The 12,631-nt window shown below is 63.5% G+C and carries 13 protein-coding genes; 5 read left to right on the forward strand and 8 right to left on the reverse strand.

Going from position 1 to position 12,631, the window contains the following annotated elements; genetic code table 11:
- Window positions 1–10 precede the first annotated feature (10 nt).
- Window positions 11–319 (reverse strand): hypothetical protein, encoded by a 309-nt coding sequence (locus HAHE_RS07650; RefSeq protein ID WP_338689891.1) that lies wholly within the window; start codon window positions 317–319, stop codon window positions 11–13.
- 129 nt (window positions 320–448) lie between these two features.
- Here HAHE_RS07650 and HAHE_RS07655 point away from each other — a divergent pair, with 129 nt between their 5' ends.
- The 4 genes from HAHE_RS07655 to HAHE_RS07670 all read left to right on the forward strand — a co-directional run bounded on the left by HAHE_RS07655 (window position 449) and on the right by HAHE_RS07670 (window position 3,856).
- The gene (locus HAHE_RS07655; RefSeq protein ID WP_338689893.1) at window positions 449–1,522 is read left to right on the forward strand and encodes a mannose-1-phosphate guanylyltransferase; all 1,074 of its coding nucleotides are present in this window, start codon (window positions 449–451) and stop codon (window positions 1,520–1,522) included.
- A gap of 94 nt (window positions 1,523–1,616) precedes the next feature.
- Window positions 1,617–2,042 carry a Holliday junction resolvase RuvX gene (gene ruvX / locus HAHE_RS07660; protein ID WP_338689896.1) on the forward strand — a complete coding sequence of 142 codons (426 nt, stop codon included), beginning with the start codon at window positions 1,617–1,619 and terminating at the stop codon, window positions 2,040–2,042.
- Between the two features lie 18 nt (window positions 2,043–2,060).
- Entirely contained in the window at window positions 2,061–3,146 is a 1,086-nt protein-coding gene (locus HAHE_RS07665) for a hypothetical protein (RefSeq protein WP_338689898.1), read from the forward strand.
- A gap of 53 nt (window positions 3,147–3,199) precedes the next feature.
- Window positions 3,200–3,856 carry a protocatechuate 3,4-dioxygenase gene (locus HAHE_RS07670; RefSeq protein ID WP_338689899.1) on the forward strand — a complete coding sequence of 219 codons (657 nt, stop codon included), beginning with the start codon at window positions 3,200–3,202 and terminating at the stop codon, window positions 3,854–3,856.
- Between the two features lie 109 nt (window positions 3,857–3,965).
- On the opposite strand, the gene HAHE_RS07675 is transcribed toward HAHE_RS07670, so the two are convergent.
- From HAHE_RS07675 to HAHE_RS07705, 7 genes are all read right to left on the reverse strand, one after another.
- A complete protein-coding gene (locus HAHE_RS07675; protein WP_338689901.1) occupies window positions 3,966–4,325 on the reverse strand; it encodes a hypothetical protein in 360 nt (119 codons plus the stop codon).
- Between the two features lie 21 nt (window positions 4,326–4,346).
- Window positions 4,347–4,820: a hypothetical protein gene (locus HAHE_RS07680; protein WP_338689903.1), complete on the reverse strand. Its 474-nt coding sequence runs from the start codon at window positions 4,818–4,820 to the stop codon at window positions 4,347–4,349.
- A gap of 343 nt (window positions 4,821–5,163) precedes the next feature.
- Window positions 5,164–5,511 (reverse strand): hypothetical protein, encoded by a 348-nt coding sequence (locus tag HAHE_RS07685; RefSeq protein WP_338689905.1) that lies wholly within the window; start codon window positions 5,509–5,511, stop codon window positions 5,164–5,166.
- Window positions 5,512–5,785: 274 nt separating this feature from the next.
- Window positions 5,786–8,584 (reverse strand): family 78 glycoside hydrolase catalytic domain, encoded by a 2,799-nt coding sequence (locus tag HAHE_RS07690; protein ID WP_338689907.1) that lies wholly within the window; start codon window positions 8,582–8,584, stop codon window positions 5,786–5,788.
- Entirely contained in the window at window positions 8,581–9,810 is a 1,230-nt protein-coding gene (locus tag HAHE_RS07695; protein WP_338689909.1) for an L-rhamnose isomerase, read from the reverse strand. Before HAHE_RS07695 ends, HAHE_RS07690 begins: the two co-directional genes overlap by 4 nt.
- Before the next feature lie 34 nt (window positions 9,811–9,844).
- Window positions 9,845–10,045, reverse strand: coding sequence for a hypothetical protein (locus tag HAHE_RS07700; protein WP_338689911.1), 201 nt, complete (start codon window positions 10,043–10,045; stop codon window positions 9,845–9,847).
- 4 nt (window positions 10,046–10,049) lie between these two features.
- Window positions 10,050–11,429 carry a hypothetical protein gene (locus tag HAHE_RS07705; RefSeq protein WP_338689913.1) on the reverse strand — a complete coding sequence of 460 codons (1,380 nt, stop codon included), beginning with the start codon at window positions 11,427–11,429 and terminating at the stop codon, window positions 10,050–10,052.
- 140 nt (window positions 11,430–11,569) lie between these two features.
- On the opposite strand from HAHE_RS07705, the gene HAHE_RS07710 reads away from it, so the two are divergent.
- Entirely contained in the window at window positions 11,570–12,622 is a 1,053-nt protein-coding gene (locus HAHE_RS07710) for a LacI family DNA-binding transcriptional regulator (protein ID WP_338689914.1), read from the forward strand.
- Window positions 12,623–12,631: the final 9 nt, after the last annotated feature.

Below are 12,631 nucleotides of genomic sequence, written 5' to 3' on the forward strand. Positions count from 1 at the left end.
CCGCCTCCCCTCAAACCACGCCGGTTTCGCTCAGGCTATCTTCAACAAAACCGTCACCGGCATCGCGGATCCCGCGCAGGCGGCGTTGCACGCCACGCTTGGTCCGCGGGCCGTTCACCTTGTTGACGATGCCCGCCACGGTCAGAGGCATCAGCGCCGCCACGCCGAGGGCCGCCAGCCCGATCGCGATGCCGCGACGCGCGTTGGCATGCATTACCTCTCCAAGAATCAGTCCCGCAGCCGCGCCGAGCAAAGCCGGCGAAACCATCGCCGAAGTCTCGGTCCATGCGCGCTCCTGCTCGTCGTTCTCGTACGTCATGCCGAATTCCTAGCAGGCTCACGGGGCGCGACAACCACGGAAACGTTCCAATCATCACCGGGATTGGGGCTTTCCGTCGGGCCTGCGACCCTTACAGTCCCGCGCGAATACCCGCACTGCCCGTTTTTCATGGCCTCCACCTACGCTCTCATCCTTGCCGGCGGTTCCGGCACCCGTTTCTGGCCGCTCAGCCGGGACGCCCGCCCGAAGCAACTGCTCAACCTTTTTGGCAGCGACACGCTGCTCGAGCAAACGATCAACCGACTCGACGGCCTCGTGCCGCGCGAGAACATCCTGATCCTGACCAATGCCGCGCAGATCGATGCGGTGCGCGAGGTCGCGTCGATGCTGCCGCCGGAAAACATCTTCGCCGAACCTGCGAAACGCGACACCGCCCCGGCCGTCGCGCTCGGAATCGGACTTGTCGCCGCCCGCGACCCCGGCGCCACGATGATGGTGCTCCCGGCCGACCAACTGATCCAGGACACGGTCGCCTACCACGCGGTCATGCGCGATGCGATCGCGACCGCCGAGAAGTCCGACGGGCTGGTCACCATCGGCATCCGCCCGACCTGGCCGTGCCCGTCGTACGGCTACATCGAGCGCGGCAGCCGCGCCAGCATCCCGGGTTTGGACTGCGAGCACCCGCCGGCCGAGGTCTCCCGGTTCCGGGAAAAGCCGAGCACCGATCTCGCCGAGCAGTTCCTCGCCGCCGGGGGCTTCTGCTGGAATGCCGGCATGTTCGTGTGGTCCTTGCCGACCGTGATCCGCGAGCTTTCGAAGCACGCGCCCGAACTCGCGAACTTCGTTTCCGAACTCCGCAAGTCGAGCGACCCCGCCGCAACCGTGGCCGCCCAGTTCCCCGAGCTGACCCCGATTTCGATCGACTACGCACTGATGGAAAAGGCCAGCCGCGTGCTCAACATCGAGGCCACCTTCGACTGGGACGACGTCGGCTCGTGGATCTCGGTGGCGAAATACCTTGAGGCCGATGACTCCGACAACCGCTCGAACACGCCGCTGTCGAAGATCGATTCGGAGAACAACATCGTCTTCAACGACAACAAGAACGTCCGCATCGCGCTGCTCGGCGTCGACGACCTGATCGTGGTGCAGACCGGCGACGCCCTGCTCATCGCCAACCGCCACCAGGCCGACGCGATCAAAAAGCTCTCCGCCGAGCTCCCGAAGGAACTCCTGTGAAAACCTGAAATCTCAAACTCGAAACCTCAACCGGTTTGCCGCCGTCGTCGCACCCCGCGCTTTCGAGTTTGAAGTTTAAAACCTAAAGTTTCCCGTGCACCCCGCCCTCGGAATCGATCACGGCGACGCCCGCATCGGCATCGCCGCCACCGATCCGCTGGGAATCCTCGCCCACCCGGTCGAAACCATCCACGTCCGCACCACCGACCCGGTCGAGCGGATCGCCGCGATCGTCGCCGAGCGCGACATCAGGACACTCGTCCTCGGCCTGCCTCTGAACCTCGACGGCGAGGAGGGCCCGGCCGCCGGGAAGGTCCGGAAGTTCGGGGAAAAACTCGCCAAACGCCTGCCGGAACTTCCGCTTCATTTCATCGACGAGTCGCTCACCACCGTGTCCGCGGCTGGCAAGCTCCGTGCTGCGGGAAGGAACGCCAAAAAGCAGAAGGCGGTGATCGACCAGGCCGCCGCGGTTGAAATTCTCGAGCTTTGGCTCTATGAAAGCGACGGTCAGGAACTCTGAGCCGCCCCCGAATTCGTCATGATCCGCATTGTTCCCCTTCTTCTCGCCACAGCCGGCCTCGCTGGCGCGACCACCGGCACGATCGTCTCAGGGTCGACCACCCTGAACATCGTGCCTCAGGCCGGCGCCACCACCGCGGAGGACAAAAACATCATCAACATCAAGGTGCAGCCGGGCGGCAACGCCTCGTGGCGGACGGAACAGAACACCAGTCTTACCGGCACCGTCGACGTCGAGGTCGAAATCGATATCACCAACGACCGGGCGATCAGCTTCAGCCTGATCGACGGCAGGGCAAGCGCCACCGACATGCGTTTCCGCGTCGTCAAAACTCAAACGTCCCAACTGGGGTATGATCTCCGGTTTGAGAATCTTTCCTGCGGAATCTTCACCACCGCTCCACCTGCCCTGATCACGGATCCGGTCACCGGCGAGTTTGATGCGGCGGACCATACGTTCCTTATCGATCAAGGCACCGCTACCGGCTACTTTTGGCCCCCGTTTTCCAACAAGACCAACGTCGCTGAAAACTTCGCGCCACCCAATCAGATCGCCGGGGCCGGCGCTGGCACCGGTACGATCACACTGGTCCCTACAGGTTCAGCGAACGGCTTCACCAGCTACGATATTGTTGCAAGCTTCCCGATAGCGATCGACCAGACGGATGACTCAGGCGACACAACTGTCCGCACGATCGCCTCAGGAACGATCCAAGCCACCGGCAGCATTACGGTCGCCGACAGCCCATTCGTCGCGTGGACCAACGCCGAGGGGATTCCGGGAGCGTTGCCGGGCGATGACTTCAATGGCGACGGCCTGCCAAACGCCTTTGCGTGGGCCTACGGTCTCGGAGCCTACGACGACTATCCCGACAGCCTGCCCCGCTCGACCGCCGCGGGCGGATTCGAACTTCCTCTGCCGCCCTTCGGCACCGCTGCTCCGATCCTGATCGAGGTTTCCACCACCCTCGGCGTCTGGACACCCCTTCCTGCCGGACGCTGCTCCGCCGGCGTGAACCCCCTGCCAATCGGCACCACCGGGACGGTCACTGTCACTCCATCCGGCCAGGCCTGCGAATTCCTCCGGTTGCAGGTCAACGAGTAGGCTTTTACCAAGTCTTAACGAAACTTCGCGCCCTTGGCGGCGTTCTCCCCACCATGAACTTCAACGACTCCAGCCGCCGCCGCTTTCTCCAGGGTTTCACCGCCACCGCCGCCGGCCTGTGGGTCCCGGGCGCCTTCGCCGAAGCGCTGCAGCCGACGCCGAAGCAGACCGAAGGGCCGTTCTACCCGGTCGATCTGCCGCTCGATACCGACAACGACCTGATCGTGGTCAATGACGGCCTCACCCCGGCGGTCGGCGAAGTCACCCACCTCAGCGGCCGCATCCTCGACGCCAAGGGCGACCCGATCCGCAACGCGATGGTCGAGATCTGGCAGGTGGACCACCACGGCGTCTACCTGCACAAGGGCAGCAACAAGCACGACAAGCGCGACAAGAACTTCCAAGGCTTCGGCCGCTTCCTGACCGGATCGACCGGCGAGTACTACTTCCGCACCATCAAGCCGGTTTCCTACCCCGGCCGCACACCGCACATCCACTTCGCGGTCAAAATGAAGGGCCGCGACAAGTGGACGACCCAGTGCTACATCAAGGGCGAGAAGCAGAACGAGCGCGACGGTGTGATCCGCGGCATCAAGGACGAGAAGCAGCGTGCCGCCGTGATCGTCGACTTCGCACCGGTCAAGGGTTCCAAGACCGGCGAGCTCGCCGCCCGCTTCGACATCGTCATGGGCTTCACGCCCGCGGGCTAAGGCCAAGGAGTGGCGTCCTTCGGGCGCCATGCATAGGCGGGCAGATCCCTCTCCCGTCGTTCTTCAAAAGGAGCGCCGGTTTTCAAACCGGCACCTCCTGCGCCTGACATCACAGCGACAGCAGGAATGCGATCACCGCGATCACAATCGAGACAATCATGTACCAATACAGGCACCCGATCTTCGACGACATCTCGGCGATCACCTGATCCTGCTTCGCCTGATTCTCAAGCAGCACCCTCAGCATCGCCGCCTGGCGCTTAGGCGAGTCTTCTTCCCCGGTCTCTCCGCCGCTTTCCAACAGCTCCAGAAGATATCCCACCGTCATCTCCTCTCCGGAGTCCAGCACGCGGCACAGGATGTAGTCTTCCATCCACGAATACTCGCGGCGCAGCTCCGGCAAGTCGCGCAGCTTCGCCACCACCGACTCCTGACCGGAACCGATCTGAATTCGCGTTTCGTGATCCATCACCTCGATTGGGCCGCTTGCCTACTCCGCATCCTTCTTCTCAGGACGGATGACCTTGATCTCCAGCTTCCCCTCATCGTCCGGCCTCGGGGGATACATCAGCTTCACGCAGGTCTCCACCGCATCGATCACCTGCTCGAGCGTGAAGGGACAATAGTCCGGCACCGAAGCCTTCGAAGCATCGATCACGACTCCGATGTCCACGGAGTTGGCCTTGTAAGTCCCCTCAACCTTGATTTTGCACAAGGACGCGAGATTGACGTCACCCGGATGATGCCAGGAGTTGTCGTGGGACGGGACAAACGGCTTGCTGATCGCCGTGAATCTCCATTCCGGATCGGCCCACCGGGTTACATACGGGACGTCGGTGATCCGCAGCATCGCACCGGCGCCGTCGCCTGCGAGGAAGAGCGGTTGCTTGACGGTCGCGAGTCCGAGTTCGGAGGCGAACGCCGAGGGTACGAGAAAAGCGAGGAAGAGGAGCCGGAGTTTCATGATGAGACGGGAGGTTGAAGCGAAACGGTCGCTACCAACCAATCAGGCTTCGCAACCCGCAGCAAGGAATGAGCCACTGCTGGATCCACCAAGGTTGCGGTAGGCACGGCCCTCCCCCACGCGGGCCACCCCGGAAAGAGTCCCGAAGGGACGTAGGCAGTCAGCCACGGGGTTCACCCCGTGGTATTCGGATCACTCGTTTCTTCGAGCCCCGGAAGGGGCGAAGGCGGTGGCGGAGGAACGAGAGAAGTCCGCGACTCCATCAACTCCGAACCCCGTAAACGGGGAACTACGAACACCCGTGACAGACCACCCGAAGGTTCACATCGCCCCCCAGGCAGCATCAGTCACCTCCACCGAGAAACATGCGGAAGCAGTTCCGGATGAACCCGTTGATCTCCGGAAGGAAGAAGCCGTAGAGGAATCCCAACGGGAAGCCGGCCAGTGCCATCAGCACTCCAACTCCGACCCAGATCATCGCGCCCACCCCGTAGCCGGCGCCTGCGAAGATGCATCCGAACACGAATCCGAGCAGCAGCCGGAGGCCGATCTCCATGGTATCCGCCAAACTCTCGTGATCGACTTCCCGCTTTTTCTTCGGCCGGCACCTCAGGCAGTAACCGCCGTTCGAATCCGCGGTCTTCTTCAGAAACTCCGCGCCGCACTCGGGGCATGTGGTTTTCGCGGACATACTTGGAGTAACGTAGTGGCTACCCTTCGCAAAAGGATGGGACAAGGGCCGGTTCGGAGAAATGCCGGTTTCATAACCGGCGCCCCAACCACCCGAGAGGACTTACAAACCCCAGTCGCGCGCCAGTGGTGTTCGTAGTTCCCCCTTCAGGGGGTCTTTGGCACGGCTCGAAAAGTCGGACCGTCTTCTCACAGCCTGTCGATCCGAATCACGTCCATCCCTAGACCCCGTAAACGGGGAACTACGAACCACAGTCGCCCGCCTGAATGGGCTGCTACTCGACGACAATCTTGTGGCTACCCGGAGCAAGCGTCCGGGTTTCCGGCTTGGCGTCCGCTTGCTTCCACGGCGACACGGCCGGAAGGGTCAGCTCCGCGGTGGTGTTGGGCGGAACGGTCGCTTCGTAAAGCAGGCTGCCGTCCTCCTGACGTTTCCAGCTCACGGCGATGCGGCCATGGGGCGAGTCGTGATGCGCCTTGACCCATGAGATGGTGTCGGTCTCCGACACGGCGTCGGCACTGGGGAAATGGGGATGCAAACGGATCTTCGAGTAGCCGGGCTCCGCAGGAGCGATGCCGGCAAGCGTCTCGACCATCCACTCGGTCACCGCTCCGAACGCGTAGTGCGAGAACGAGTTCATCGCGGCGTTCATCGTGCCGTTCGGGCCACCGAAGCCGTGCTCGGCGGTGTAGGAATTCCAGCGTTCCCAGATGGTCGTCGCGCCGTTCTTCACCTCGTAGCCCCACGAGGGATACTTGCGGGACTGGAGCAGCGAAACGGCGAGGTCATGGTGACCGGTGGCGGTCAGCATCGGCAGCAGCGGTTTCGTGCCAAGGAAGCCGGTCGTCATCCCGGTCGCGTTCGGACCGGACCGCTCGCCGACCAGCGCCGCCAGCCGGTCTCCCGCCTTCTTCCGTGCGGCCGGATCATCGAGCAAGCCACAATCGAGAGCCAGCACGTAGGCCGACTGCGATTCGGGCCGGATCGTGCCGTCAGGCTGAAGGTACTGCTTGCGAAAGTTCTCCCGCATCATCGCCACCCACCGGTCGTACTTCTTCACTTGCTCGGCTAGCCCCTGCGCCGACGCCATTTCCGACATCAGGAGGGCTGACAGCGTGAAGTAAGCGAGCTCGACATACTCGTGAGGCGTCGGGTCGTCGAGGTTCAGCCAATCGCCCCAAGGCGCGCCGAAGGCCGTTCCCTTGAGCAGCGGGTCCTGAGCCATCCGCGCGTCCATGAAGCGGGTCATCGCCGCCCAGTGATTCGTGAAAAACTGCGGGTCACCGGTCGCCTTCCAGACCGCGTGCGGAACGATCACGCCGGCATCCGACCACGCCGAGCCGTGAATCGCCTTGCCATGACCGAAGGGATAGGGCGCGTACGACGGATAGTAGCCTTCCTTGGTCACGGAATCCTCCAACTCGCGCAGCCACTTGCGGAAGAACGCGCCGACATCGGCGTGGATCGCGGCGGAGGCGGCGTAGATCTGCGCGTCGCCGGTCCAGCCCATGCGCTCGTCGCGCTGCGGACAATCGGTTGGCAGGTCGATCCAGTTCGCACGCTGGGTCCAGACGGCGTTACGGAAGATCTGGTTGACGACCGGATCGGAGCATTCGAAGCCGGACGCCATCGGCGTGTCCGAGTGCAGGACCAGTCCGGTGATCGCGTCGAGCGGCGGCTTCTGCGAACACCCCGTGACCTCAACGTAGCGGAAGCCGTGGAAGGTGAAGCGCGGCGTCCAAATCTCGCCCTCACGGTCGCCCTTGCAGATGTAGGTATCGGTCGCGCGGGCGGCGCGGAGGTTCTCGGTCATCAGCCGCCCGTCGGGATGCAGCATCTCGCCGTAGCGCAGCGTGATCTTCTGACCTGACTTGCCGAGCAACTTGAGCCGGACGTTGCCGGCGAAGTTCTGACCGAGATCGAAAATGTAAACTCCCTCGCTCGGCTCGGTGATCGCGACCGCTTCCAGTTCCTCGATGGTGCGCACCGGCTGCGCGGGATAGGCCTGCAGCACCGGAGGGCGGATGAACCCGAATTCCTGAACCTCCTTGCCGAACTTGTCGAAGAACGGCTGCTTTACCGACCCGTTCGAGCTCGCGAGCACCGCGGACTCCCACTCCGAATCATCGAAACCCTTGGCTGCCCATCCGATCATCTCCTTGCGCGCGTCGTAGCCCTCACCCATCAGGAAGTCGGCCTCGAATTCGGGGCCGGTCGTGACCTTCCAGGAGCCATCGGTGGCGACGACTTCGCTACTACCGTCGTCGTAGGTCAGGTGGATCTCGACCATCAACGCCGGGGTCTTGCCGTAAATGTCGCGCCCCGTCCGGTGCGGGCCATAGCCGACCAGCTTGCCGTAGGCGAGGTAGCCCGAGTACCAGCCGTCGGCCACCACCGCACCGATCACGTTCTCACCGCGGGCGAGAAGCTTGGTGACGTCGTAGGTGTTGTAGTAAGCGCGCTTGCGGTAGTTCGTCCATCCCGGCGCGAACCACGCGTCGCCGGCCTTCATGCCGTTGAGCTTGAGTTCGTAAATGCCGAGCGCCGATGCATGGGCAACCGCCCGCACCACTTTCTTCTCCGGCTTGAACGTCTTGCGGTAGTACCGCGGCGCCGGAAGATACAGCTCGTTGCGCTTGGTGTGGAAGGAGCGCTCGTCCTTGAAGGAAATGTACTTCGCGGTCGGCTCACCGTCGATTCGACCGGTGACGAAGCGCGTCGCCGCGCTCCATTCGGACGCCTCCCCGCCTGCCCAGCTACGAGCTTTCCAGTAGACCGGCGCGGATGAAGGCAGATCCTTGCCTTCATAGCGGGCGTGACTGGCCCTGCCTTCCGTTTTGCCACTGTCCCACAGGTCAGCTTCACCGGCCTCCAGCTTGTCCTGCGAAGTAGCCACCAGAATCTGGAAAGCCGTCTGCGCGAGACCTTCCGCGTCGCCCTCAAGGCGCCACGACATCCGCGGATTCGGATCATCGAGACCGTAGGGATGGACCCGGTGCTCGATCTTCAGGCCCGTGGTGGTGTGGGCCTCCAGCGCCAGAGTCGCCGCGCAAAGCGGGATGAGCCATTTCATCGCTTCGAGAGGGTCGTCGCTTCGTAGTCACGGACCACGTCGAGCCACGCCGGGCCGACCGGGACGTCGTTGCGGCGGCAGAACTCGTCCCAGACCGCTCCGATCGGATAGGTCTTGGCTTCCTCCATCAGCGCGAGACGCGTCGTGTAGTCGCCCTCAAGCTCGGCCGCGCGCACCTTGTCGGTCGGCTCGAGCAACCCGGCGAGCAGGGCTCGCAGGGTGTTGCGCACACCGATCGTCCACGCCGCGACGCGATTGATCGAGGCGTCGAAGAAATCGAGGCCGATGTGCACCCGGTCCTCGAAGCGGTTGGCGACGATTTCGCGGGCGATCGCCAACAGCTCGTCGTTGAAGGTCACCACATGATCCGAGTCCCAGCGCACGCCACGCGACACATGGAGCAGCAGCTCGGGCAGGTAGAGCAGGCACGAGCTGATCTTTTCCGAAATCATCTCGGTCGGATGGAAATGGCCCGCATCAAGGCAGAGCAGGATCTGCTTCTGGATCGCATAGCCCATGTAGAACTCGTGAGATCCGGTGACGAAGGCTTCCGAGCCGATCCCGAAAAGCTTCGACTCGACCGCATCGAGGTTGTGCGGCGTGTCGAAAGCTAGGATTTCGTCGAGCGAGTCCTTCAGCCGCTGCCGCGGCGCGACGCGGTCGGCCGGCGTGTCCTTGTATCCGTCGGGCACCCAGATGTTGGTCACCGTCTTGTCGCCGAGCTGTTCGCCCATGTCGTTGGCGATCACGCGGCAGGCCTTGCAGTGATCGATCCAGAACTGGCGGATGCCGGCGTCGGGCGACGATAGCGTCAGCCCGCTGTCGGCCTTCGGATGGGCGAAGCACGAAGGGTTGAAATCGAGGCCGATCCCCTGCGACTTGCACCAGTCGATCCAGCCTTGGAAGTGTCGCGTCTCGATCGCGTCGCGCTCCACCTTGGTGTCCGTCTCTAGGTAGATCGCGTGCAGGTTGAGCCGATGGCTTCCCGGGATCAGTGACAGGGCCTTCTCGAGGTCGGCGCGGAGTTCGTCGGGCGTGCGTGCCTTGCCGGGATAGTTCCCGGTGACCGCGAGACCGGAGCCGAGCTGGCCGTCGGGATTCTCGAAGCCGCCGACGTCGTCACCTTGCCAGCAGTGGATGGAAACGGGGATGCGGGCGAGCCGCTCGAGAGCGGCCTCGGTGTCGACGCCGAAAGCGGCGTATTGTTCACGGGCGGAATCGTACATGGGTGCCGAGAGATCGGTTGGGATGAGCAAATCTTCAGATCTGCACTTCCGTATCGGACGGCCGGAGGTCCTTGCGTCCGAGCCACGGTGTGGCGGCGCCGAACCAGACCACCATTCCGACGGTCATCAGGATGAAGGTCATCTTGAGCGGAAGACTGCCAAGAAGGTGAACCAGCGGCGGCAGGATCGTCAGCGCCAGGCCGACGAGGGCGATGATGGGTAGGATCTTTCTCATGGGTTCAGGCGGTGGCGGGTTTGTGGAAGATTTTGCTGAAGATGACGTGGAGGATGGCGGTGGCGATCCAGCACGGCAGGATGCAGAACCAGGAGGCGATGCCCTCGACCTTGATCAGGTAGGTTGCGATCGAGACCGGGATGAGCCATGCGAAGGCAACTGCCAGATTGAAAGACGACCGCCGGCCCTCGGCGGCAAAGGGCATGAAGCCGGCCTTCTTGGCGAAGTACCAGTCGGCGAAAATCACGGCCCCCATCGGAGCGAGAACCGTGCCGTAGAATCCGACGAAGCCGAGCAGCTTCCACGCGAAGGCGGGAAAGACACCGGCGACCGTCGCCACGATGCCCGCAACCAGGGTCATCGCCGTTCGTGACGAACCCGGAATCATCGCTTGGAACGCGAGACCGGCTCGGTAGATCGTCGGATTGGCGGTGGTCCAGCCAGCGACCACCACGCAGACGATGCCGGCAAGACCGGCGACGTTGGCAGCCATCGGGCCTGGGACCGGATTTGAGTCACCCGTCGCCTGAATCTGGGCGGCGAGCATGAAGGCGGCGGCAATCCACGCCATGTAGTGGCCGACATACATGCCGCCGGCGGCAGCCCAACCGGAAGACGGCTTGCGGGCATATCGGAACACCGAGAGGTCGGCCATGCCGATGTGCATCGCGGAGTTGCAGAACCATGCGAAGAGCGCGACCGACCAGAAGCCCATCGTACTCTGGTTCTTGCCCTCTTGGGCGATCGTGATCGATTCGTTCCAGATCGTGTTGAGTCCTTCCCAGTTGGCGGCACCGATCTGTTTCAGCGCGACGAATCCGCAGGCGAGAAAGACCAGCACCATCCATGGGGAAGCCACGTTGGCAAAGCGCGCGACGAGGTCGTAGCCCTTGGCCGCGACCATCGCGATGACCGCACCGACCAGCAGCACGATGATGACGAAGGCGGCGTTGTTCGGATAGACCGACTCGATCGTCGGCATCTCGATGTTGAACGGAATCCCGACCGCCGTCGCCGAGACCGTGATCATCGCGCCGGCGAGGAAGCAGAACAGCACCCCGTTCGCGAGGTTGTAGAATTTCACCAAACCGCCACCGGCGATCTTCTCGAGGTGGTAGTAGAGCGTCATCCGCGCCCGCACGGCAATCGGCGCGCAGACGTACCGCCAGCAGAGCACGGCAAGGAGGTTGCCGACGAGCAGACCGAGGAAGATATCCTTCAACGCCACCCCGCTGAGCAGGAACAGTGGCCCGATCATGAACTCGGTGCCCGCGGCGTGTTCTCCGGCATACATGCCCCAGAATTTTCCGGGGCCCTTGAGGGCGGAATTCGGCACGGGCGTGCGTTCGAACTCCTCCGTGACAGCGTGTTCCTGTTCGGACATGATGGGTTTGTTAGGATGGTGGGAGCCGAAAATCCCCAATCCGACCGTTTCGGTCAAGCCAGAACATGAAACGTTTCATATGAAGCGGAAAACGCTTTTGTGAGGCGCCTCGGGAGGGCAGGCTTGAGGCCCCTATCCCCATGAAGAGCCTCCGACCGAACTCCCCCGCCCCGAAGAAACGGGTCCGCCTGAAGGATGTGGCCGAGCGGGCCGGCGTGGCGGTCAACACGGCTTCGACCATCCTCAACCGCCGACCGAATTCGTGGGCCTCGAAGGAAACCCAGGAGCGGGTTTTCGCCGCTGCCAAGGAGCTCGGCTACCGGCCGAACCGCGCGGCGGTCGCCTTGCAGTCGGGCCGCTTCGAAACGATCGGCCTGCTGGTGGCCGATCTCAACAATCCCTACTTCACCCACACCGCCTCGATCCTCGGCCAGCAGGTCGAGGCACTCGGCTATGACCTCGTCATCGAAAGCTGGCGGACCGACCTTGAGCGGGAGAAGAAGCTGCTTCGCGACTTTTCGGACCGCAACGTCGACGGCGTGGTGGCCTTTGTCAGCGACATCGATTCGCACCGCGCGATTCTCGAGCAGCAGGCCGAATCCGGCGTGCCGCTGGTGGCGCTGGCCATGCCCGGCGCGGGCGAGGTGCCGGTCGACCTCGTGATGCCGAACTTCGAGACCGGCCTGCGCGAGGCCGCCGAGAACCTTTACGCCCAGGGCCACCGCCGCTTCGCGTTCGTCGCCGCCCGATCCGAAGGCCAGCGGGTCGGCAAGCGCCCGGCACTTTTCGAGGAAATGGTGGCGAAGCTCGACGGGGCCAGCCTGACGAATTTCAACTGCGGCCCCAGCGTCGCCGAGGCACGCGAAGCCGGCGACACCCTGCTCGCATCCGACCCGCGGCCGACCGCGGTGCTCACACTGAACGACCTGACCGCCATCGGCGTGATGCGCGCTGCGACCGATGCCGGATTGCGCGTGCCGCAGGACATCTCGGTGGTCGGCATCGACGGCATCCCGCTCGGTGAGCAGCTTGCGGTGTCGCTTTCCACCGTCGCCCAACCCCATGAGGCGATGATGTCCAAAGCGCTCGAGTTCCTCATGGCGCGGATCGAAGGCAGCGAGGAGCCGCCCCAGCGGTCGGTCTTCGACACCCACTTCGTTCCGCGCGAGTCGAGCGGAACGGCGTCGGCATGAGTCGCACCC

Origin of the sequence: Haloferula helveola (assembly GCF_037076345.1) — a bacterium.
In the GTDB taxonomy this organism is placed as follows: domain Bacteria; phylum Verrucomicrobiota; class Verrucomicrobiia; order Verrucomicrobiales; family Akkermansiaceae; genus Haloferula; species Haloferula helveola.